Below are 21,334 nucleotides of genomic sequence, written 5' to 3'. Positions count from 1 at the left end.
GCTAAGCGGCACCCGCCTTCAGGGCCGCCAGCCGGGCCTCCACCTCCGCGCTGGCGCCCAGGCTGTCCAGCTGCTCGAACTGCGCGTCCAGCGAGGAGGCGGCCAGCTCCTGCTTGCCCAGCGCCCGGGCCTCCTCGCGCCGCACCTTGTCCTCGAAGCGGCTCAGCTCGCTCGTCGGGTCCAGGACGTCGATGTTCTTCACGGCGTCCATCATCTGGTTCTGCGCCTGCGCCGACTTGGCGCGTGCCATCAGCTCGTCGCGCTTGGCCTTCAGCTCGGAGAGCTTGACCTTCATCCGTTCCAGCCCCGTCTTGAGCTGGTCCACCACCTCGGTCTGCGAGGCGATCGTCGGCATGGCCGTCCTCGCCTCCTGCTCGGACTGGAGCTGACGGCCCAGCGCCACCTTGGCCAGGTTGTCGAACTTGTCCGCCTCCGCGCCCGACCCGGCCCCGCGCAACTCGTCGGCCTTCCGGCTGGCCGCCAACGCCTTGGAGCCCCACTCGGCGGCCGCCTCCACGTCCTCCCTGTGGTCCTGCTCCATCAGCCGCAGGTTCCCGATGGTGGCGGCGACCGCCTGCTCGGCCTCGGCGATGTTGCTGGTGTAGTCGCGGATCAGCTGGTCGAGCATCTTCTGCGGGTCCTCCGCCTGGTCCAGCAGGGCGTTGATATTGGCTTTCGCCAGCTGGGTGACGCGGCCGAGGACGGTCTGCTTGGTCATGGCACGGCTCCTTGGATGTCGGGAACAGCTGAGTTGTGGTGTGTGCCGGTCGTTCAGAAGCGGCCGCCACCGCCCCGGCGACCCCGCGTACCGCCCCCGCCGAAACTGCCGGGACCGCCGCCGAACCCTCCGGACCGGCCGCCTCCGCCCCCGAACCCCCCGCCGAAGCCGCCGCCCGTGCCGCCCCGGCCGCCGCCCCCGAACAGCCCGCCGAGGATGATCCCGCCGAGCACCGCCCCGCCCATGCCGCCGCCGGGCGCTCCGCCGGGACCGCCGAAGCCTCCGGTTCCCTGGAAGCCGCGTACGTCCTGCTCGGCCAGGCTCTGCGCCTGCCGGGCCAGCGCGTCCGCCTGCTGCGCCTCGGCCAGGGCACCCTGCGCGTCGCCCTCGGCCAGCTGCCGGGCCTGCTCCCAGCGGCGCTGGGCCTCCGCGAGGCGGGTGCGGGCCTGGGCGCCGACCGCGCCCCGGTGCGTGGTGATGTAGTCGGCCGCCGCCCCGATCGCGGAGCGGGCGGTGAGCATCGCCTGGTCGAGGAGCGAGCGCGCCCGCCGGCCGCCCGCCTCCTGCTCCCGGGCCCCGGCGAGCGCCTCGTCCAGGGCCGCGTCGGCTTCCTCCACCCGGCGCAGCGCGTCGACCGGGTCGTACGGTCCCTCCGCCATCGCCTCCCGTACGTCGGTGAGTACGGCCTCCGCGCGGGCGATCCGGCCCCGCAGGTCGGCCGTGGAGGTGGCGCCGGTGGTGCCTTCGAGGAGGCCGCCCGCGTCGGCGAGGTCGGTCTCCGTCTCGGTGAGGGCCGCGGGCAGCTTCCCGGCCGCCTCGGCCAGCTCGGCCGCGCGCCGGTCCACCGCGTCGATGAGGGCGCCCGCCTGGCCGACCGCGCCCTCGGCGGCCCGGACGTAGACGGCGGCCCGGGCGTGATCGGCGCCGTCCACCGCCTGGCGGGCCTGGTCCAGGGCGGAGGTGGCGAAGGCGAGCCGGTCCTTGGCCTGGTCGACGTCGCCCGTGACGGGGGTGGCGGCCCCGACCCCGTACCGCTCGCGCATCCCCGCGACCGTCGCCTCGGCCGCCGGGACACGTCCGGTGAGCGTGCGGAACGTGGTCTCGACGGTGGCCAGGGCCTCCGGAGCGTCGCGTTCCAGGGCGCGCAGCCGGTCGAAGTCCTCCGCGACGGCGTCGAGCCCCTCGTCGGCGGCCGTGCACCGGGTGAGGATCTCCTCCAGCATCCGGCGGCGGGTGGCATCGTCCTCGGGGAAGGCGTCGTCGAGCTGCTGGCGCAGCCGGAACGAGCGCGTCAGCTCGTCCTTCGCCCGCGCGAGCGCCGCCGTGAAGGGCTTCGCCGCCTCCTCGCCGAACTGGGCGGTCGCGAACCCGAGTTCCTCCTCGCTGGTGCGGACCGCGTCGTCGGTGTCCACCAGCAGCTGCTTCGCCCGCGCGTCCAGCTCCTCCAGCGGGACCGGCACGTCCTTTGCCTCCGCGGGCCGTCCCCAGCCGGTCGCGGCCGGGGTGGTGCGGGTCTCCGAGCGCCGCTTGCGCCGGGTGTACGCGAACACGGCGAGCGCCCCCGCGCCCCCGACGACGACCACCGGCAGGATGAGGTCACCCGCACCGGAGGGGCCGGAGGCGCCGGTACCGGGGTCGGCGGGGCCCGGGGTGATGGCGGGGGCGGTCACGGGGCGCCCGGCCAGGACGGAGGCGTAGCCCTCCGCCGCCCCGATCGCAGCCCCCGCCCAGTCGTTCTCCCGCAGCGCGGGCTCGACCGCGGAGGACGCCACCTCGCGCAGCTGCTCGTCGGTGAGCTCGGATCCCGCGTCCACGGAGTAGGCGTACTGCCGGTCGTGGGTGGCGACGGAGAGCAGCACGTCGTCCTGGCCGAGCCCGTTGCGGTTGGCGGTCTCGTCGCTCCAGGTCTGCCCGGCGCGCCCGGAGAAGTCGCGTACGTACACCACGAAGAGCTGGATGCGCCGCTCCGCGTAGAGCCGGTCGAGGGCGTCCTCCACCACGCCCGCACGGTCCTGGAGCGCGCCGACCCGGTCGGTGATCTGGCCGTCCCGCGAGAGCTCCACCGGGTCCTCCGCGCGAGCTCCCACCGCGGCGGGCACGGCGAGCCAGCACGCGGCGATGAGCGTGGCGAGCAGGCCGGTGAGCAGGGCCCTGCCGGGCGCGGAGCTCCGGATACGGTCCACGGATGGCGTCACGTTTGTGAGGTTATGTCCGGCTTCCCGGCCTCGCGACCGGAGCTTCGGGGACCTCGTCGGCGGCTCTCGGGCGGCCTGCGCTGTTCGGATGAAAGGGTCGGGCGGCCCGCGCGTCCGGGGCGGGAAGGGCCGGCCGGCCACACGTGATGGGCAAAAGTAGGAAAAGGGAATAAACCTCCCCTTCTGCCGCAGGTGACCGGCCGCCGAAGCGAAGTCCGGAGGATCCCCATGAACGGCCTTCAGCTCTCCGTCGTCGTGCCGTGCTTCAACGAGGCCGAGGTGCTCGACACCTTCCACACCGCCCTGCTCACCGTCCTCGAAGGGCTCGGCACGCCGTTCGAGATCTGTTACGTGGACGACGGCAGCGGCGACACCACCCGCCGGCTCCTCGCCACCCTCGCCCTGCGCGACGAGCGCGTCCACTACACCGCCTTCAGCCGCAACTTCGGCAAGGAGGCCGCCATGCTCGCCGGTCTGCGGATGTCGCGCGGGGCGGCGGTGGTCATCATGGACGCCGACCTCCAGCACCCGCCCGAGCTGATCCCCCGCATGCTCGAACTGCACCGGCACGGCTACGACCAGGTCATCCCGCGTCGCGACCGGGCGGGCGAGGGCGTGGTGCGCTCCACGCTCAGCCACACGTACTACGCCCTGGTACGGCGGTGCATGGACGTCGAGCTGATCGACGGCTCGGGCGACTTCAGGCTGCTGTCGCGGCGGGCCGTGGAGAGCGTCCTCTCGCTCCCCGAGAGCAACCGCTTCTCCAAGGGGATCTTCTCCTGGATCGGCTTCGACACCGTCAGCTTCCGCTACCGCAACACCGAGCGCGTGGCCGGCCGGTCGAAGTGGGGGAGCAGGCGCCTGCTGAACTACGGCATCGACGGGCTCCTCTCCTTCAACAACCGTCCCCTCCGCCTCGCCATCTACGCCGGCTTCTGGGTCTTCGTCTCGGCCCTGGCGTACGCGCTGTGGACGGTGATCACCGTCGTCCTGCGCGGCGCGGACACCCCGGGGTACGCGACCCTCCTCACCGCCGTCGTCGCGCTCAGCGGCATCCAGCTGGTCACCCTCGGCGTCATCGGCGAGTACGTGGGCCGCATCTACCACGAGGCGAAACACCGCCCGCCCTACGTGGTGCGGGAGACCGACGCGACGCGTCGGACCCTGCGGGAGCGCCGGCCGCCGACCGGGCCGCTGACCATCGGGGAGCCGGGGGAGCCGGCCGTCCCGGCCCGGTCCGCCACCCAGCCCCCCACCCGGTCCCGCACGGCGCGTCAGTTCGGCAGCTTCGTCCTCATCGGCTGCGTCAACACCGCCGTCTACCTGGGCGTCTACGCCTCACTGAACCGCTGGATCCCCTACCTCGCGGCCCATGTGCTGGGCTACGCGGTCGGCATCGTCTGCTCGTTCCTCCTCAACTGCTACGTCACCTGCCGGACGAAGCCGACCTGGCACGCGTTCGTGCGCTATCCGGTCTCCACCCTGGTCAACCTGGTGGCGTCCGGAGCACTGCTCTACGGAGCGGTCAGTGGTCTCGGGATGGACAAGAACCTCGCCGCGCTGGCGGCCGGGGTCATCGTCACGCCGGTCTCGTTCCTGCTGGCCCGGTGGGCGATCATGTCGGGCCGCCCCGCCGGGGTCGCCGTAGCGGAGCGGACGGCGCATCCCCTGCCCGGACGGCCGGTGCCGGAGGGGCCCCTCTCCGCAGGGACCTCCCCGCGTCCCTCGGCGGCGGCCCGGCGGACGCAGACCTCCGGGCCCTTCTCCGAGGACCGGTGAACAAAGGATTCGTGATGACCGACAGCGCCCGGGAGATTGCCGTGTCGGACGAGCCGGCGGGGACAGGTGAAGCCCCGGGGAGGAGACCGGAACCCGGTCACGGGCCCCGGTCCGCCCTCTGGGTGAGCGCCCTGGCGCTCCCGCCCCTCGCCCTGCTCGCCGCCGCCTCCTGGTTCGGCCGGTGGGTGCGGCCCAGCGCCGACGACTGGTGCTTCCTCCCCGCCGTACGGGACGGCGGCATCACGGGCCTCGTCGGAAAGTTCTACTTCGACGACAACGGACGCGTCGCCAACGCGATGCTCGTCGGCGCCTACGCGAAGTTCCAGGTCGCCGGGCACCAGTGGTTCCCCGTCGTCAGCGGGGTGCTGGTGCTCGCGGTCCTGTGGGCGGTGACGGTGTCGGCGCTGCGCCGGGGCGGCGTCACCGTGCCGCGCGGGCTGCCGCTGCTGGTCGCGGCGATGGTGACCGCGCTCTTCCTGTTCGTCACGCCGAACACCTACAAGACGTTCTACTGGCCCGCCGCCTCGGTCTCCCACACCCTGCCACCGGCCCTGGCCTGCGCAGCCCTGATCCCGCTGCTGCTCGCCCGTACGCGCCGGGGCCGGGGGTTCGCCCTCGCCGTCGCGCTGCTCGCGGGCGCCTTCATCGCCACCCTCTCGGAGGAGACGGCGATCGTGATGCTGCTGGTGCTGCTGGCCACGCTGCTCCTGAGCGGCCGTCTCATCCCGTCCCCCGCCAGGGCGTTCGCCCGCCGATGGTGTGTGGCGGGCCTGGCCGGCACGTTGGCGGGCGGACTCGTGCTGATCACCTCACCCGGCTCGATCCACCGCCGCGAACGGTTCGGGGCGGAGACCACGTCGCTGCTCGCCCCCGACTCGCTCGCCGCCTCCCTGCGGCACTTCGCGGAGATCACCGTCCAGACCGTCACGACCTGGCAGTACGTCGGCGCGGTGGCGGTCGGCGTACTGCTGGGCCTGCTCGGCGACCGCCGGGACGGCCGTACGCCGCGCACTCCGGCCCACTGGCCGCTGCTCGCCTGGGCCGGACCGCTGACCTTCCTGCTCTCCGGCTACCTGTGCACGATGATCGCGTACCCGGTGTTCCAGGACCGGGTGAGCGACCCGAGCGCCAACCGGCTCTGGAACGACTACCTCCTGCTCTACGTGGTCCTCCTCGTCGCGGCCGGGGCACTCCTGGGCCTCGCGGTGCGGCGGCACGTACGCGGTACGGCCCTGGCGAAGGCCGTGTGCGCCGCGCTCTGCGTCCTGGTCTGCGCCGGCCCGGCCGTCTCGCTACTCAACCTGGACACCAACATGCGGGCGAGGGCGGAGAAGTGGGACGCGCAGGACCGGCGGCTGCGGCAGGGGGCGGCGGACGGTGAGCGGGTGATGCCGTACGAACGGCTCGTCGTCAGCGCCATGCTGGAGCCGTTCGGCCGGGGAGGCGCCACTTACTGGCCGGGCGGGTGCGTGGCGGACTACTACGGGCTGGAGCGGGTGACGGACGGGACGCGGACGCCCTGAGCCGCGCTCTGCGACTGGGACCGCCTGCTCCCCCTCCTCGGCCGCACCCTGACCGGCGGCTGAGCCCTCTGACCCGCGCGCCGGGCGTCACCGCCACCGGCCGCTGTTGAGCCGGGCCGCCCGGCCCTGGATCTTGTCACCGTCGGGATCCACGAAGGTGTCCCGCAGTCACCGAGCTGCTCGTCGGTCTGCGTCCCGGTCGCGGTCGGGGGGCCATCTCCGCGCCTACTGCACCAACAAGCACTGCAAACTGCGGTTCTCCTGGAGAAGAGCGGCACCGCCCCATCTCATGAACCGAAAGGAGAGACCGGATGCCAGGAAGACGCTGGTGGCTGCTCATCGTCCTGATCGAGACGCTCATCTTCTCCACCATCGGCTACCACCTCAATGACGGCAGGCCGAGCGTTCCTTGGGCACTCGCGGGCCTGGCCTGCGGCGCGCTCACGGTCCTCATGATCATCAGGGCCCAGAAGAAGTAGAAGTAGAGAAACCACGGTGCGGCCACCCTGACTCGCAGGGTGGCCGCACCGTTGCGATAGGCGGCAACGCCGCGCCTGGTCTCCTGTCCGGATCCTCAGTACCCGTAGATCATCTTGTACGCGACCTCCGGCAGGAACTGCCCGGCCGCCGACCCGCCGCCGACCCCACAGTCGCCGTCCGACTCCCCGGGCGTCTTCAGCCAGAGCAGCATCTCGGCCCCGCCACCGCCGCCCGTCTGGCTGACGGCCCCGATCCGGCGCCCGCCGGGGTTGCACCACTCGCCGGTCGAGCCGTTGCCGTTGCGGCTGGTGTCGACGACGTACGGCTTCGTGTAGCCGTAGGAGGCGGAGAGCGCCGAGCTGATGGCGTTGCCGTACGCGGTGTTCTCGCCGGTGGTGAAGTAGTTCGAGATGTTCAGCGAGAAGCCGTGCGCCTCGCGGGCCCCGGCGCCGTCGAGGTGCTGGGCCATGGTGGCCGCGCCGATCCAGGCCGGGTTTCCGGCGTCGAGGTAGGTCCAGGTGTTGGGCGCACGGTTACGGAACTCGGTCAGGGCGCCTCGGAGCATCCCGTTGCGCTCGTTGATCTGGGCCTGGCTCAGGCAGCTGAAGTCGCCGAGCGAATCCGGCTCGATCACCACCAGCGCGGGCCGTGTGCCGATGGCGGAGGCGAAGGCGGAGATCCAGGAGTGGTACGCGGCCGGAGTCCCGGCGCCACCACCGGAGTGGCCGCCGCAGGCGTCGCGGCCCGGGATGTTGTACGCGATGAGCACGGGCAGCTTGTCGGCGGCGTCGGCGGCACCGACGTACGAGCCGACGGCCGCTCCGATGTCTCCGCTCCAGGCGCCGAACCAGCGGGCCATGGGCCGGTTGGCGATGTTGTCCCGGATGGCGGCGGCGCGGCCGTCACCGGGGTTGGCGGCGGCCCAGGCGGCGGGGCCGGAGTGCGGGTCGGTGTGGAAACCGCTGGTCATGCTGATCGGGCTCGCCTGGACCGACGTGGTCGTGGCGCTGCTCGGTACGGCGCCGAGCGGGAGGAGCAGACAGGCGAACGTCGAGGCGGCGAGCGTACGGAGAAGTCGTCTCACGAGTGCGGCCCTTCTCTGGGAGCGCTCCCATCCGACGGCGGCCGAGCTGTGGGGGTGGGAGGCGCGGGGTGGGGTGGGGTAAGGGAGCGCGCGCGGTGGACCCTTGAGGCTGAGGTCCGGGAACGGCCGCCGTCAGACGAGACGGTGGCAGGGGGACCCCTCGCTGTCAATGAGTCGGGCACGGCGGCCGGACGGCGGTGGGCCATGACATCTGTCATCGACGCCGGTGGCAGCTCGCGCCCCCGCGCCGGCACTGGTTGTACGCCGCGGCCTCCGCGACCGAGGGTTCCTCCACCGCCGCGACGGCCAGCGCCGCGGAGACGACACCGAAGACCTGGCGCGTGCTGAGATTCAACGGACCGGCGAAGTGACGCGACTACAGAGCACCTTTGACGAAGCGGGGGAAGTCGGCGAGGGCGCCTGAGGGTCGGGCGCTGAGCCCGGCGGTCTCCGGCCCTGGAACCGCCTCCGCCCCACCGTGCCGAGCGCGCGCTGGGGTGGGGCGGAGGCTGGGCCGGTGGGCCGGTCAGACGGTGCCGAAGTCTCCGGCCCGTACGCCCGCGACGAAGCTGGAGAACGCGGCGGCGGGGAAGCTGAGCACCGGACCGCTCACGTTCTTCGAGTCGCGTACGGGGACGATGCCGGTGGTGGTCGCGGTGCGCGGGGCCCACTCGACGCAGGTGCCGCCGTTGTCACTGTAGGAGGACTTGACCCACTGCTGGGTCGTCGTTTCGGTCGTCACGGTGTGCCCTTTCGGTGCCGGTGGAACACGTCCACGGAGTCTGTCTGCGACAGAGACACGTTCTGCAACTGATGGTGGGCCCTCACCAGCGGGATGACGGAGCCGAGTTCACGGTCCAAGTGCCCCTGCGTCTCGGACTCGACGTAGGAGACCACGGACCGGTCCTGGAGGGTCAGCAGGTTCACCGACCGGCTGAAGGGTCGACGCTCGCTGCCGCATGAGGGACCTGGATCACGTGGCGACCGTCACCGTCACGGCCGACGGGTGGGGCCCTGTGGCTCGGCGGAATCGCCGTACCGCATCGCCGGCTGGTCCTCCTGTGGCTCCGCAGACAGGCACTGCGCCTGGCGGACGGACACGGGCGCGACCTGCCGCCCGCCTCTCCGTGGCTCAGGGCGAGGGACGTCCGGCAGATCACCTTCCACGGCTCGGACGCCCCGGAAGGGCTGCGGGCGTGGGCGAACGACGAGGGCCGCCAGGACGAGGCCATAGGCGTTCTGGAGTCCGGGCGCCCCGCCCTGCTCATCGTGACCGACCCCGCCGTCGGGCTGCACGTCACCCTCGCCGGATGGCCGGTCGGCCCGGACCGGCCGCTCACCACCCGTAGGGAAGAGACCTGACGCCGTGCTGCAGTGCACCGCCGTGACCGAGGTTCCGTACTGCGAGGCGCTTCTCGCGCTCACCACCATGGAGGGTGGCCCGGAGCACGCGCCCGATGTTCTCGACCAGGGCGAGTTCCTGCTCTGCGAACTGGGGCGAGCACGGCGAGTCCGCCGAGCACGCCGCGTACCTCTGGGCGGTCGAGACCCCGGACGTGGACCAGGACCTGTGGCTCCTGTGGACCGGCACCGGCGTCCACCGCGTCTACCGCCTGGCCACCCTGCCGGTCTGCCCCGCCCGCCTCCGCGAGCTGGCCACCCGCACCGTCACCCCGTGTGCGTACTTCGACCACCACCCCGCCCCGCACTCCTTCCGCGTGACCGACCCCCTCGGCGACCTGATCACGTCGCCCACCGGCAACGACGAGTCCTGACGGCGACCGGAGGTCTTCCGCCCCATGAAGCAATGCGCCGCCGTGGCCCTGCTGCCACCGCCGGACCACGTGGTGCGCCTGGCCGCGCCCGGGAACCCGCCGCAGGCCGGGTACGTCCTGTGCGAACTCGGCGAGGCCCACGACGACGATCATGCGTGCCTGCTGTGGGAGGACGACGCGAACCGTGAGGCCGTCTGGGTGCGATGGAACGGGGGCAGGGCCCGGCTGGCGGGGCCGGCCTGGTGCCCCGCGGTCGACGCCCGGAGCGGGGACGCGTGCGGGCTGTTCGCCGGACACCCCTCCGTACACGACTGGGACGTCGTGGACCCCACGGTGGAGGCGTTGGACGCGTACGTCGTCGGGTGGCCGGACCTCGCGGGGCCCCGGCCCGACCCGCCGGACGGGCCGTAGGGACCACTCGGGCCGGTGAGTGTACGGCGGCTTCCGGCGGTCATCCCCGCATCCGGCCCGGGCGCGTGCTAGGGATGGCAGCAAGATTTCCTAAATGGGAGGTATGCCACGATGCGCACGACCCTTATCCGTGTGACGACCGCGCTCGGTGCCGCCGCCGCTCTGGCCCTCTGCGGCGCCGGTACGGCGAGCGCCGACAGTGTGGGCAGCTCCGGCATCGGCAACACGGGCGTCGGGAGCGCCGGCCTCTACAACGGCGGCGCCGGCAACGCGGGCATCGCCAACTGGGGCCTGGGCAACGCAGGTATCGAGAACTCCGGCCTGGGCAACGCGGGCATCGCCAACTCGGGTCTGGGCAACGCCGGGATCGCCAACTGGGGCCTGGGCAACGCGGGCATCGAGAACGGCGGCATCGGCAACGCGGGTCTCGGCAACACGGGCCTCGGCAGCCACGGCATCGGCAACTCTGGCGTGGGCAGCTCCGGCATCGGCAACTGATACCGCGCACCGCGATGTGGAAGGGGCCGGGAGCTTGAGCTCCCGGCCCTTTTCGGTCTCTCCTACGGCTGGGCGGGCGCCATCAGCGTGCGGCTGTGCCGACCCGCAGCGCCTCGGCCCCCGCGTACTGGGCGCTTTCGCCCAACTGCTCCTCGATGCGGATGAGTTGGTTGTACTTGGCCGTGCGGTCGGAGCGGGACAGCGAGCCGGTCTTGATCTGGCCGCAGCCGGTGGCCACCGCCAGATCGGCGATCGTCGTGTCCTCGGTCTCTCCCGACCTGTGCGACATGACGACGGTGTAGCCGGCCCGGTGGGCGGCGTTGACGGTGGCCAGGGCCTCCGTCAGGGTGCCGATCTGGTTGACCTTCACCAGGACCGAGTTGGCGACACCGGAGGCGATGCCCTCGCGCAGGATGGTCTCGTTGGTGCAGAAGACGTCGTCACCGGTGAGCTGGCAGCGCGCACCGACGCGTGCGGTCAGGTCCCGCCACCCCGGCAGGTCGTCCTCGGCCATGGGGTCCTCGATCGACACGACGGGGTAGGCGTCGATCAACTTGACCAGGTAGTCCGCCTGTTCGGCGGGGGTGCGGCGTACGCCCTCCCCGGTGTAGTCGTAGACGCCGTCGCGGAAGAACTCGGACGTGGCGGGGTCCATGACCAGGCCGATGTCCGTGCCCGGCCGGTACCCCGTGCGCTCGACGGCGGCCACCACGAAGTCGAGGGCCTCCTCGGCGGTGCGCAGGGAGGGGGCGAAACCGCCCTCGTCGCCCACGCCGGTGGAGTGCCCGGCGGCGAGGAGGTCGCGGCGCAGGGTGTGGAAGATCTCCGACCCCATCCGTACGGCCTCGGCGAAGGTCTCCGCACCGATCGGCGCGATCATGAACTCCTGGAAGTCCAGCGGATTGTCGGCGTGCGCGCCCCCGTTGACGATGTTCATCATCGGTACGGGCAGCAGCCGGGCGCCGGGGCCGCCGAGGTAGCGGTAGAGCGGCAGGCGGTGGGCGGCGGCCGCGGCCTTCGCGGCGGCCAGGGAGACCCCGAGGACGGCGTTGGCGCCGAGCCGGGACTTGGCGGGGGTGCCGTCGACGGCGACGAGGACGGCGTCGAGGCCGGCCTGGTCCTCGGCCTCGCGCCCGACGGCTGCGGCGGCCAGCTCCGTGTTCACGTTGCGTACGGCCTGGTCGACGCCCTTTCCGTGCCAGCGGGCGGGGTCGCCGTCGCGGAGCTCGACGGCCTCGCGGGCGCCGGTGGAGGCGCCGGAGGGGACTGCGGCCCGGCCGGTGGACCCGTCGGCCAGTTCTACGTCCACTTCGACGGTGGGGTTGCCCCTGCTGTCGAGGACGGTGCGGCCGGTGACGGAGGTGATGGCGGTCATGGGATGCCCTCCCGTTGTCGCATGTGTTCCGCCGGGTTCGGCTGCGGCGGCGGTGGCGCGGTACCCGGCTCCGTAGACTCTACAGCAGTGCTGTGCAGTTATGCTGTTTAGCTTTGCTGTGTAGGTGAGCTGCGCAGTTCTGCTGTGTGACGGCGGGCGGCTGCCCAGCGCGCCCGCGTTAAAATTCGGTATGTCCCAACCGGAATCCGCCGCCGTCGCGGCCGAACTGCGCACGGCGATGGGCAAGCTCACGCGGCGCGTGAAGCTTGAGGACCAGATGCCGCTCGGCCAGGTGGCCGTCCTCGGCGCCCTGGACCGCAGCGGTGCGATGACGACCAGCGAACTCGCCGCCGACCAGCGGGTTCGCCCGCAGTCCATGGCCCGAGCCGTCGGCCTGCTCATGGACCAGGGCCTGATCACCCGCCGTGCTCACCCGACCGACGGCCGCAAGAGCCTGGTCGAACTCTCCACCGCCGGGCAGGCGCTGCTGGAGGAGGAGCGGGGGCGCAGGACGGACTGGCTCGCGCGGGCCATCGAGTCGGAGCTGACGGGCGAGGAGCGGGAGCTGCTGGCGCGGGGGATCGGGCTGGTGGAGAGGCTGGCGGCGCACTGACGACCGGGTGCGGGGGGTGATTCCCGGGCGCCCGGACCGGCACTCGTCCTATCGTGTCCGCTCCCGCCCGCTGTTCCATGCCGGGACAAGTTCGACGGAGGGTCGGCGGAGTGCCGGACGTGTACGAGGTCATGTTGGGCGCCGAGTTGAGCAAGGCGTTCGACGGGTGGTCCGGCTACCTGGACGCCCGGACCGGTGAGGACCCTCATGTCCGTGCCCGACTGCGCTCCACCCTGGAGAAGGCTCGCGCGGCGGCCGCCGAGTGCGACCGCGCACGTGCATGGGTGGCGGACGTGCCTGGAACCATTTCGGGGTAGCGCTGGGAGAGTTGCGGCGTCTCGTCTCGATGGGGCTGCCCACGCCCACCAGACCGCTCTTGACCTCTTCCGGCAGACCGGCGACACCCATGGTCAAGCCACCGCTTGGAACAACCTCGGTACCGCGTATAGGGGCACGGGGCGTCTCGACGAGGCCATCGCGGCCGGCTGACGGGCTGTTGAGATGCCGACCGTAGTTCAGGACTGGTTCCACACCGGGGAGGCGTGGGCCGAAATGGCCGAGACTCCGAGCGCCGCAGGCACACCTCCGTCACAGGTACGGGAAGCGTGGGAACAATCCGCCGCCGCCTACACCAGGGCGGACGCGGATGAGGAAGGGGATGGGACGTGATGAAGGCAGTCGTGCCCCCTCCCGACCCGGCGGACCGGGCGTTCAGGACATGGCTCCATACCCTGGCCGTACGCCTCGATACCGACCCGGAAGGCGCCCTCGCCTCCCGAGACGCCCTCGCGTTCCTCTGGTCGGCCTTCGTGGAGATTCGAAAGCAGGGCGAATCGGTGATTGCCCTCATGGACGACGCGGGAGCGATGACGGCCGAGGCGGCGGAGCTGGATGCGAACCAAACGCGGCTCTCGGGGGAGTGGGTGACGGCTGCCGACTGAGGGGCCGGCTGCGTTGCGGGCCCGGCCGTCCGAGGGGCCCGGACGCCGCAGGGGTCGGCCGTCCGGCGAGGCCGGCCCACTCGCGGGTCTGCTCTGCTCGTCCGGCGGCTGGCGCGGGCCGCCACGGCACGGGCTCAGGAGTGCGGTCGGCGGGTCTCGCTCCGGGGGCCGTTCCAGTCCAGGCACAGGGCGGTGGCGTCGTCCTTGGGCGGGTTGCCACCGTAGGCGTCGGCGACGGCGTTGACCAGCGAGCGGACGACCTCTCGCGGGTGCTCGGCGGCGGTCTGGAGCAGCAGCCCGGACAGGTCGACCGTCTCCGCTTCGCGTTCCTGCACGCCGTCGGTGAAGAGCACGAGACGGTCTCCGGGGCGCAGGTCGAGGTCCTGTACCTGGTAGGAACCCTGCGGGGGGAAGCCGAAGGGCATGTCGACCCGCACGGCGATCTCCTCGACCGCGCCGTCGCGCAGCCGGAGCGGCCCTGGGTGGCCGGCGTTTACGAGCTGGGCGCGGCTGCCGTCCAGGGCGATGCGGAGCACCTGGCCGGTGGCGAAGGTGTTGTTCCCGTGGTCGAGGAGGGCCTGATGCATCTGGCGGGCTTGCTCGGAGAGATCCGCTCCGGCACGGCGGGCGCCGCGCGAGGCGTTCACGACGAGGGTCGCGATCAGAGAGGCGTTGACGTCGTGGCCCATGGCGTCGGTGACGGACAGGTGCAGGTCGCTGCTGTCGAGGCTGTAGTCATAGGTGTCCCCGGCGATGTCGGAGGCCGGTACCAAAGCTCCGGCGAGGGCGAACTCGGCCGCGTCGCAGGAGGGGGCGGAGGGAAGGAGCTGGCGCTGGATCTCCGCCGCCAGACTGACCGGGGTGGTGCGGTTGCCCCAGTGGTAGAGGTCGGTGAAGCGGCGGTCCGTGACGATGATGTACGCCAGCGCGTGCGCGGCCTCCTCGATCTTCGCCAGCACGTCCTCGGTGACGGTGTCGAGGAACAGCTCCAGCACGCCGATGGCGTCACCGCGGTTGGTCACGGGGGCGAGTACGCGCTCACCCTGCCCGTCCTGCTCCACCTCCACCTCCACCAGCTTCTGGGAACGCAGCACCTTGTCGTAGATGCCGCTGCCGGCCAGCGGAACCCGCTCGGTCCGGTTCTCCTCGGAGGTGCCGGCCGTGTCGATGACCCGCAGCAGGTGACCGCCGACCACGTCCACGAAGAGGAACGACACGTACCGCGCACCGAACCGGGTGCGCAGGTCGCGCGCCACGACATCGAGCGAATTCACCGGTGCGGCATCCCTCGCGGCCGCGAGCACTGCGGCCAGCCCCGTTCCGTCATTCACCACCACAGCCTCCTCGGGTAGGGAGTGCTTGTGCCCTCCCCGGCCCGGTTCAGCCCTTCGTTCGAGAAGCCTGGCCGATTTCTCGGCACACATGCGCGTGCAGCGGCCGAGTCATCGGCTGCCCGGCGGCCCGCCGTCCCACCTCCAGGTCCTCGGTCGGCACGGGCCGGTGCAGTACGGCGAACCCGTCGACCCTCCCCGCGACCTTGGCGACCAGGCTCTCCGGCCCGCCGTCCAGCGAGGCGGCGATGAGCAGGGCGTAACCGTGGCGCCTCGCCGCCCGCTCCATACCCCGGATGATCTGGTCGGAGTAGAGCATGACGGCCTGGTCGTCGTCCGCGTCGTTGAGCGCGGCGGCGCTCTCGGCGTCCGGGTCGGCGTAGTCGGGGAAGCAGAGGCCGAGCACGCCGGTGGTGCGGCTGGCCAGGCCCCTGGCGCTGCCGCTGGGTACGTATCCGAGCTCGCGGGCCGCCGTCAGGACCCGCTCACGGGTCTGGGCGCGCACGGAGTCGGGGTTGCGGTGGACCCGCGAGACCGTGGCGATGGAGACGCCCGACCGCTCGGCGACGTCGTACACCGTGGGGGCGCTCACTCGACCGACCGTCCGCTTCTTCTTCCGCAGCGCGGCCGTCCGCCGGTCGTGGTCACCGGGCGGCCCGCCCGCGCTGTCACCTGGGCGGCTGATGCCGTCCCTCCTGGCTTGTGAAAGCGCATTCACCCTAGGTCCTGGGCCGCCGGGGGAGCAAGACGCGGTGATCCGGGCCGCGGTGGGGGCGCCCCGGGGGATTCCGGGACCACGGGGGCGCCCGATGGCGCCGAAACGTTCCTCCGGGCGGGTGAGCTTGTGGTCCCCGTCGGCCGTGTCGGCGCCCCCTCCCGCGCGGAGGCGCTTTCAGTGGGTGGCAGGAATCAGTGTGATCAACTGCAAATGCCACCAACAAGCACTATCCGGCCCATTCCGGTACGGGGTGGTCCGGGCCGGCCCCGGAGGTATCAGCCATGTCCCACGTCGGCGTCCCGCGCGGGACGGTACGAAAGCGCCGCTCGCTCGCGCTCCTCACGGCGGGGGTGCTCACGATCCCCGCACTGGCGGGGTGCAGCTCCGACACCGAGGAGACCTCCCGGGGGGTCCCGCAGGACATCGCCCCCGCCGCCCGCGACCGGGTCGCCGACGGATCGACGGTGAACTGGGCCGTGGACGCGATGCCCACCACCCTCAACGCCTTCCAGGCGGACGCCGACAGCGCCACCACCAGGATCACCGGGGCCTTGCTGCCCACGCTCTTCCCGATGGACGCGTCGGGGCGGCCGAAGCTCAACCCGGACTACCTGGAGTCCGCCAAGATCATCGAGCGCGAGCCGAAGCAGGTCGTGCTCTACAAGCTCAACCAGCAGGCGGTCTGGAGCGACGGCCGCGAGATCGGCGCCCCCGACTTCGTCGCCCAGTGGCGGGCGCTCAGCGGCAAGGACTCGGCCTTCTGGACGGCCCGGAACGCCGGCTACGAGAGGATCGAGAAGATCGAGCGCGGCGCCGACGACCTCCAGGTCAGGGTCACGTTCGCCAAGCCGTACGCCGACTGGCGCTCGCTCTTCTCGCCGCTCTACCCGAAGGAGATCACCGGCTCGCCGGACGCCTTCAACGACGGTGCGCGCACCGCCCTGAAGAACACCGCGGGCCCCTTCCAGCTCAAGGGCGTGAGCAAGGCCAAGGGAACCGTCACCCTCGTCCGCAGCCCCCGCTGGTGGGGCGAGAAGGCCAAGCTGGACAGCATCGTCTTCCGGGCGGTGGCGCCCGAGGACCGCACCAAGGCCCTCGCCGACGGCACCGTGCACATCACCGACGTCGACGCCACCACCGCCAACCGCATCGCCCTCGCCCTCCGCGACGGCGGCAACGGCCAGCCGCTCACCCACGGCCCGGGCGCCGACCTCACGCCGGCCGCGGCCCTGCGCTCCTGGGCCCTGGCCCACGGCTCCGACGAGGAGCAGGCGGAGATCGCCCAGGCGGCCCGGGAGAAGAACCGCAAGGCCGTCGTCGCGTACGGGGCGGAGCAGAAGGCCCTGCGCGGATACGCCGTACGCAAGTCCCTGGAGCCCGCCTACACCCAGCTCGCGCTGAACGGCGAGTCCGGCCCGCTCGCGGACGACCGGGTCCGCCGGGCGGTGGCCCGCGCCCTGGACCGCCAGGAGCTCGCCGAGACCGTACTGAAGCCGCTCGGGCTCCCGGCGAAGCCGCTCGGCAGCCACCTGGCCCTGGCCGGCCAGCCCGGCTACAAGGACGGCAGCGGGGCGCTCGGCGACCAGAACACCAAGGAGGCCCAGGCCCTGCTGGCCGACGCGGGGTGGACCCAGGGCGGTGCGGCCGAGAAGCCGAAGGACACCAAGGCGGGCAGCGAGGCGGAGAAGAAGGACGCGGAGGACAAGAAGAAGGACGCGGACAAGGAGGGCACGGAGAACACGGAGAAGACCGAGGCGGAGAAGGAGACCGACAAGGCCGAGGCGGACGACAAGGAGACAGACAAGGCCGACAGGACCGACAAGGACGAGGAGAAGGCCGAGAAGAAGGCCGACACGACCGACAAGGACGAGGACAAGGCCGACCGGGCCGCCGTCGGCTCCGACGACAGCGCCGCCTCCCGCGCCGAGGGCCTCTACATCGTCGGCCAGGACAACAAGCCGGGCGCCGGCCCCGTCCAGGCCCCCGACGCCTCCACCGCCACCCACGTTCTCGCCCCTTCCCGGGCCGCGGCCGCCCAGGGCCTCGCCCTGCTCCGCCAGGCGAGCGCCGTGAGCGAGGACAGCACCACCGCGGAAGCCGCCTCGAAGGCGACCGCCCAGGACAAGGCCACCGCCCAGGAGAAACAACCCGGCGGAGCGGCCGGTGCGTACGCCCCCCTGGGCACCGCCGCCCCCGCCCCCGCCTCGGCCAATGGGCCGCTCGGCAAGGACGGCAAGACGCTGACCCTGCGCTTCGTGCTCCCCTCCGGCCCCGGCTCGCAGACGCTGCGTGGTGTGGGCGAGCGGATCGCGGCGATGCTGGAGAGGATCGGGATCGGTACGGAGATCACCAAGGTTCCCGACGAGAGCTACTTCAAGGACCACATCGCCTCCGGCGACTACGACCTGGCGCTCTACTCCTGGCCCGCCACGGCCTACCCGGCCACCGACGGACGCCCGATCTACGCCAAGCCGGAGCCGGCCACCGACGGGTCGCTCCTGGTGGAGCAGAACTACACCCGGGTCGGTACCGACCACATCGACCAGCTCTTCGACCAGGCGGTCGCCGAGCTCGACGAGAAGGCCGCACGGGAGCTGATGAAGCAGGCGGACGCCCGGATCTGGGCGGCTGCCGGATCCATTCCGCTCTTCCAGCGCCCGCAGCTCGTCGCGGTGGACAAGAAGCTCGCGAACGTCGGCGCCTTCGGCTTCGCGGCCCCCCGCTACCAGGACATCGGGTTCACGGACCGGCAAGCGGCAGGTTCCCCCGCAGACCGCAAGAAGTAGCAGGTCAGCGGAGGAACCAGCAGGTCAGCGGAGAAAATACCAGGTCAACGGTTTGCGCAAGCTCAGATGCTGCTCAAAAGCCTTGCCCGTCGGCGACCCCGGCGGGCAGGGTGGTATCCGCCCTGACCCGGGCCGTTCGACCTCCTCACACCCTCCCCCCCCCACGCGGCTCCTCCTCAGCTGCCGCCGCTCCTTGACACCGGCTGAATATCGGCTGAATCACACGGGAAGACCGCCTGCGCGGATCGGTCCGGGAAGCCCGGCACGCGCAAGGCCCGTACCATGGGACGAGCCGTGGCGTGCCGCCCGGCGGGCGTACGAGGACTCGAAGACCGACTGAGACGCCTGATCCCACGATCCGAGAGAAGCTCAAGCCACCCATGCCCACGCGCCACGACATCCGTAACGTAGCCATCGTCGCCCACGTCGACCACGGCAAGACCACGCTGGTCGACGCCATGCTCAAGCAGGCCGGAGCGTTCGCCGCCCACGCCGCCGAGCACCTCGACGATCGCATGATGGACTCGAACGACCTGGAGCGTGAGAAGGGCATCACGATCCTCGCCAAGAACACGGCGGTGAAGTACCACCCCAAGGACGGCGGGGACCCGATCACGATCAACATCATCGACACCCCCGGCCACGCCGACTTCGGCGGCGAGGTCGAGCGCGGTCTGTCGATGGTGGACGCGGTCGTGCTGCTCGTCGACGCCTCCGAGGGTCCGCTGCCCCAGACCCGCTTCGTGCTGCGCAAGGCGCTGGCCGCGAAGATGCCGGTCATCCTCTGCATCAACAAGACCGACCGCCCCGACTCCCGGATCGCCGAGGTCGTCGACGAGACGTACGACCTGTTCCTGGACCTGGACGCGGACGAGGACCAGATCGAGTTCCCGATCGTCTACGCCTGTGCCCGTGACGGCGTCGCCTCGCTGACCAAGCCCGAGGACGGCACCGTCCCGCAGGACAGCGAGAACCTGGAGCCGTTCTTCAACACGATCCTCTCGCACGTCCCCGCCCCGGAGTTCGACGAGGACGCGCCGCTCCAGGCCCACGTCACCAACCTGGACGCCGACAACTTCCTCGGCCGTATCGCGCTCTGCCGCGTCGAGCAGGGCGAGCTGCGCAAGGGCCAGACCGTCACCTGGATCAAGCGCGACGGCACCATGTCCAACGTGCGCATCACCGAGCTGATGATGACCGAGGCACTCACCCGCAAGCCGGCCGAGGTGGCGGGCCCGGGTGACATCTGCGCGGTCGCCGGGTTCCCGGACATCATGATCGGCGAGACCCTTGCCGACCCCGAGAACCCGATCGCGCTGCCGCTCATCACGGTCGACGAGCCGGCCATCTCGATGACCATCGGCACCAACACCTCGCCGCTCGTCGGCAAGGGCGGCAAGGGCCACAAGGTCACCGCCCGCCAGGTGAAGGACCGCCTCGACCGCGAGCTGATCGGTAACGTCTCGCTCCGCGTCCTGGACACCGAGCGCCCGGACGCCTGGGAGGTCCAGGGCCGTGGTGAGCTCGCGCTCGCCATCCTGGTCGAGCAGATGCGCCGCGAGGGCTTCGAGCTGACCGTCGGCAAGCCCGAGGTCGTCACCAAGCAGATCGACGGCAAGACGCACGAGCCGATCGAGCGCATGACGATCGACTCCCCCGAGGAGCACCTCGGCGCCATCACCCAGCTCATGGCGACCCGCAAGGGCCGTATGGAGACCATGACGAACCACGGTTCGGGCTGGGTCCGCATGGAGTGGATCGTTCCTTCCCGCGGCCTCATCGGCTTCCGTACGGAGTTCCTGACGCAGACCCGCGGCACGGGCATCGCGCACTCCATCTTCGAGGGCCACGAGCCGTGGTTCGGCGAGCTGCGCACCCGTCACAACGGCTCGCTGGTGGCGGACCGTTCGGGTTCGGTGACGCCGTTCGCGATGGTCAACCTCCAGGAGCGCGGTGTCATCTTCACCGAGGCCGGCACCGAGGTCTACGAGGGCATGATCGTCGGCGAGAACTCCCGCGCCGACGACATGGACGTGAACATCACCAAGGAGAAGAAGCTCACCAACATGCGTGCGGCCTCCGCGGACACCACGGAGAACGTGGTCCCGGCCCGCAAGCTCTCGCTGGAGCAGTCCCTGGAGTTCTGCCGCGAGGACGAGTGCATCGAGGTGACCCCGGAGACCGTGCGTATCCGCAAGGTCGTCCTGGACCAGAAGGAGCGCGGACGCGCCGCCTCCCGCGCCAAGCGCTGACGTATCTCTGTGCGGGGCGCTGAGGTGGCTCTCGGCGCCCGGCGGTACGGCTGAGGTGTGACGGCGACCGGTCCGGCCTTCCACGACCCGTGGAGGGCCGGACCTTTCGCTTCCCCGCGGCTGCGGGTGGATGCGCAGTTGGATGTGCAGTGGGAAACACTCTGACGGAACATCACATTCCAGTTGCGCTCCGTTGCATGTGCTCGATGCTCAGTATTCCCTCAAATCACTGGAGTTACGCACAAGCTGACCTGGACGTCGAAGACGAAGTCGTGGGTCGTCACGCACCACCAACGTGCTGGAGAACTGCACCGGCGGGACCGCGACCAAGACGCGCAAGGCCGAGAAGGTCACCGAGGTCGGCGCCCCGGTGAAGGCGACCGCCGGGGCCAAGGTCAGCGGGAAGGTCGTCCTGGCCGGCCTGGAGGGCTCCGTGGGGCTCGAGTTGCAGGCCGAGGGTAAGCGGACCAACAGGGAGTCCGAGTCCGTGACCTTCAAGCTGACGAAGAACGGCAAGTACGTCTTCTACGCGGGGACGCGGAAGGCCGGCGGCTACTACACCCAGTGGCGCTGCGACGCCGGGACGAAGTGGATCAAGACCGGCCGCTACGGCGAGGCGCAGGGCTGGACGGTCAGGACCGACGGCGGCCTGCGCTGCGGCACCAAGGTGCCGAAGAACTCCCTGGCCGCCGTCGTGAAGAAGAAGCACTGCTGATCGAGGCAGGCCTGACGGGGCCGCACCTCAGCTGACGGTCCGTTGCCGATCCGGTCCCACCGGGTCGGCGATACGCCTGTCCGGGCCCTGGTTCCGGTGCGAGAATGCCGTCCGGGGCGGGTCGGTTCGCAAACCATTTT

General features: G+C 71.5%; 19 protein-coding genes and 4 pseudogenes. 14 read left to right on the top strand and 9 right to left on the bottom strand.

Features of this window, described 5'->3' with window-relative positions; translation table 11 throughout:
• Position 1: 1 nt before the first annotated feature.
• Both AMK21_RS17015 and AMK21_RS17010 read right to left on the bottom strand, forming a co-directional pair.
• Positions 2-718 carry a PspA/IM30 family protein gene (locus AMK21_RS17015; RefSeq protein ID WP_073878714.1) on the bottom strand — a complete coding sequence of 239 codons (717 nt, stop codon included), beginning with the start codon at positions 716-718 and terminating at the stop codon, positions 2-4.
• 53 nt (positions 719-771) lie between these two features.
• On the bottom strand, positions 772-2,901 hold the full coding sequence (locus AMK21_RS17010) for a TPM domain-containing protein (RefSeq protein ID WP_073878712.1): 2,130 nt from the start codon (positions 2,899-2,901) through the stop codon (positions 772-774).
• 240 nt (positions 2,902-3,141) lie between these two features.
• On the opposite strand from AMK21_RS17010, the gene AMK21_RS17005 reads away from it, so the two are divergent.
• The 3 genes from AMK21_RS17005 (at position 3,142) to AMK21_RS35435 (ending at position 6,694) form a co-directional block, all read left to right on the top strand.
• Positions 3,142-4,692 carry a glycosyltransferase gene (locus AMK21_RS17005; protein ID WP_073878710.1) on the top strand — a complete coding sequence of 517 codons (1,551 nt, stop codon included), beginning with the start codon at positions 3,142-3,144 and terminating at the stop codon, positions 4,690-4,692.
• 14 nt (positions 4,693-4,706) lie between these two features.
• Entirely contained in the window at positions 4,707-6,215 is a 1,509-nt protein-coding gene (locus tag AMK21_RS17000) for a DUF6056 family protein (protein WP_073878708.1), read from the top strand.
• Positions 6,216-6,526: 311 nt separating this feature from the next.
• On the top strand, positions 6,527-6,694 hold the full coding sequence (locus AMK21_RS35435; RefSeq protein WP_199863214.1) for a hypothetical protein: 168 nt from the start codon (positions 6,527-6,529) through the stop codon (positions 6,692-6,694).
• Between the two features lie 95 nt (positions 6,695-6,789).
• Here the strand turns inward: AMK21_RS35435 and AMK21_RS16995 are convergent, their stop codons facing one another.
• From AMK21_RS16995 to AMK21_RS16985, 4 genes and pseudogenes are all read right to left on the bottom strand, one after another.
• Positions 6,790-7,779 (bottom strand): glycoside hydrolase family 6 protein, encoded by a 990-nt coding sequence (locus AMK21_RS16995; protein ID WP_073878706.1) that lies wholly within the window; start codon positions 7,777-7,779, stop codon positions 6,790-6,792.
• Between the two features lie 214 nt (positions 7,780-7,993).
• A complete protein-coding gene (locus AMK21_RS35120; protein ID WP_158070721.1) occupies positions 7,994-8,134 on the bottom strand; it encodes a hypothetical protein in 141 nt (46 codons plus the stop codon).
• A gap of 171 nt (positions 8,135-8,305) precedes the next feature.
• The gene (locus AMK21_RS16990) at positions 8,306-8,521 is read right to left on the bottom strand and encodes a DUF397 domain-containing protein (RefSeq protein ID WP_073878704.1); all 216 of its coding nucleotides are present in this window, start codon (positions 8,519-8,521) and stop codon (positions 8,306-8,308) included.
• Positions 8,518-8,730 (bottom strand): annotated as a pseudogene (locus AMK21_RS16985) (transcriptional regulator); the annotation flags it as partial. The pseudogene AMK21_RS16985 and the gene AMK21_RS16990, both read right to left, overlap by 4 nt.
• 8 nt (positions 8,731-8,738) lie before the next feature.
• Between AMK21_RS16985 and AMK21_RS16980 the strand changes: the two are divergent.
• The 4 genes and pseudogenes from AMK21_RS16980 (at position 8,739) to AMK21_RS16965 (ending at position 10,463) form a co-directional block, all read left to right on the top strand.
• A pseudogene (locus tag AMK21_RS16980) lies at positions 8,739-9,141 on the top strand (hypothetical protein).
• Between the two features lie 4 nt (positions 9,142-9,145).
• Positions 9,146-9,554 (top strand): annotated as a pseudogene (locus AMK21_RS16975) (hypothetical protein).
• A gap of 24 nt (positions 9,555-9,578) precedes the next feature.
• Positions 9,579-9,965 (top strand): hypothetical protein, encoded by a 387-nt coding sequence (locus AMK21_RS16970; RefSeq protein ID WP_073878703.1) that lies wholly within the window; start codon positions 9,579-9,581, stop codon positions 9,963-9,965.
• 111 nt (positions 9,966-10,076) lie between these two features.
• A complete protein-coding gene (locus AMK21_RS16965; RefSeq protein WP_073878701.1) occupies positions 10,077-10,463 on the top strand; it encodes a hypothetical protein in 387 nt (128 codons plus the stop codon).
• Positions 10,464-10,545: 82 nt separating this feature from the next.
• Here the strand turns inward: AMK21_RS16965 and eno are convergent, their stop codons facing one another.
• Positions 10,546-11,838, bottom strand: a complete 1,293-nt coding sequence (gene eno / locus AMK21_RS16960) for a phosphopyruvate hydratase (RefSeq protein ID WP_073878700.1) — start codon at positions 11,836-11,838, stop codon at positions 10,546-10,548.
• A gap of 190 nt (positions 11,839-12,028) precedes the next feature.
• Between eno and AMK21_RS16955 the strand changes: the two genes are divergently transcribed.
• The 4 genes from AMK21_RS16955 to AMK21_RS16945 all read left to right on the top strand — a co-directional run bounded on the left by AMK21_RS16955 (position 12,029) and on the right by AMK21_RS16945 (position 13,392).
• On the top strand, positions 12,029-12,451 hold the full coding sequence (locus AMK21_RS16955) for a MarR family winged helix-turn-helix transcriptional regulator (RefSeq protein ID WP_073878698.1): 423 nt from the start codon (positions 12,029-12,031) through the stop codon (positions 12,449-12,451).
• Between the two features lie 110 nt (positions 12,452-12,561).
• Positions 12,562-12,768, top strand: a complete 207-nt coding sequence (locus AMK21_RS36090) for a hypothetical protein (RefSeq protein ID WP_234421958.1) — start codon at positions 12,562-12,564, stop codon at positions 12,766-12,768.
• Positions 12,728-12,940, top strand: a complete 213-nt coding sequence (locus tag AMK21_RS37105) for a tetratricopeptide repeat protein (RefSeq protein ID WP_073878696.1) — start codon at positions 12,728-12,730, stop codon at positions 12,938-12,940. The genes AMK21_RS36090 and AMK21_RS37105 overlap by 41 nt, the downstream gene beginning before the upstream one ends.
• A 179-nt stretch (positions 12,941-13,119) precedes the next feature.
• Positions 13,120-13,392 (top strand): hypothetical protein, encoded by a 273-nt coding sequence (locus AMK21_RS16945; RefSeq protein WP_143194870.1) that lies wholly within the window; start codon positions 13,120-13,122, stop codon positions 13,390-13,392.
• 134 nt (positions 13,393-13,526) lie between these two features.
• Here the strand turns inward: AMK21_RS16945 and AMK21_RS16940 are convergent, their stop codons facing one another.
• Both AMK21_RS16940 and AMK21_RS36890 read right to left on the bottom strand, forming a co-directional pair.
• Complete coding sequence (locus tag AMK21_RS16940; RefSeq protein ID WP_073878692.1) at positions 13,527-14,726, bottom strand: PP2C family protein-serine/threonine phosphatase; 1,200 nt, start codon at positions 14,724-14,726, stop codon at positions 13,527-13,529.
• 136 nt (positions 14,727-14,862) lie between these two features.
• Positions 14,863-15,315: pseudogene (locus AMK21_RS36890) on the bottom strand (LacI family DNA-binding transcriptional regulator); the annotation flags it as partial.
• 407 nt (positions 15,316-15,722) lie between these two features.
• On the opposite strand from AMK21_RS36890, the gene AMK21_RS16930 reads away from it, so the two are divergent.
• The 3 genes from AMK21_RS16930 (at position 15,723) to AMK21_RS16920 (ending at position 21,194) form a co-directional block, all read left to right on the top strand.
• Complete coding sequence (locus AMK21_RS16930; protein WP_073878690.1) at positions 15,723-18,227, top strand: ABC transporter family substrate-binding protein; 2,505 nt, start codon at positions 15,723-15,725, stop codon at positions 18,225-18,227.
• 380 nt (positions 18,228-18,607) lie between these two features.
• Positions 18,608-20,479 (top strand): translational GTPase TypA, encoded by a 1,872-nt coding sequence (gene typA / locus AMK21_RS16925; protein ID WP_073878688.1) that lies wholly within the window; start codon positions 18,608-18,610, stop codon positions 20,477-20,479.
• A 295-nt stretch (positions 20,480-20,774) separates the two neighbouring features.
• Positions 20,775-21,194 (top strand): hypothetical protein, encoded by a 420-nt coding sequence (locus tag AMK21_RS16920; RefSeq protein ID WP_073878687.1) that lies wholly within the window; start codon positions 20,775-20,777, stop codon positions 21,192-21,194.
• The last annotated feature ends 140 nt before the right edge of the window (positions 21,195-21,334 follow it).

Source organism: Streptomyces sp. CB00316 (genome assembly GCF_001905595.1).
In the GTDB taxonomy this organism is placed as follows: Bacteria; Actinomycetota; Actinomycetes; order Streptomycetales; family Streptomycetaceae; genus Streptomyces.
The sequence above is the reverse complement of the archived record's forward strand: the minus strand, read 5'-3'. Positions and strand labels throughout refer to the sequence as shown.

Coding starts and splice junctions, on each gene's coding strand:
- AMK21_RS17005 (WP_073878710.1), top strand. CDS start 3,142: ATGAACGGCCTTCAGCTCTCCGTCGTCGTGCCGTGCTTCAACGAGGCC.
- AMK21_RS16945 (WP_143194870.1), top strand. CDS start 13,120: ATGAAGGCAGTCGTGCCCCCTCCCGACCCGGCGGACCGGGCGTTCAGG.
- AMK21_RS16955 (WP_073878698.1), top strand. CDS start 12,029: ATGTCCCAACCGGAATCCGCCGCCGTCGCGGCCGAACTGCGCACGGCG.
- eno (WP_073878700.1), bottom strand. CDS start 11,838: ATGACCGCCATCACCTCCGTCACCGGCCGCACCGTCCTCGACAGCAGG.
- typA (WP_073878688.1), top strand. CDS start 18,608: ATGCCCACGCGCCACGACATCCGTAACGTAGCCATCGTCGCCCACGTC.
- AMK21_RS17000 (WP_073878708.1), top strand. CDS start 4,707: ATGACCGACAGCGCCCGGGAGATTGCCGTGTCGGACGAGCCGGCGGGG.
- AMK21_RS16970 (WP_073878703.1), top strand. CDS start 9,579: ATGAAGCAATGCGCCGCCGTGGCCCTGCTGCCACCGCCGGACCACGTG.
- AMK21_RS16930 (WP_073878690.1), top strand. CDS start 15,723: ATGTCCCACGTCGGCGTCCCGCGCGGGACGGTACGAAAGCGCCGCTCG.
- AMK21_RS35435 (WP_199863214.1), top strand. CDS start 6,527: ATGCCAGGAAGACGCTGGTGGCTGCTCATCGTCCTGATCGAGACGCTC.
- AMK21_RS17015 (WP_073878714.1), bottom strand. CDS start 718: ATGACCAAGCAGACCGTCCTCGGCCGCGTCACCCAGCTGGCGAAAGCC.
- AMK21_RS16965 (WP_073878701.1), top strand. CDS start 10,077: ATGCGCACGACCCTTATCCGTGTGACGACCGCGCTCGGTGCCGCCGCC.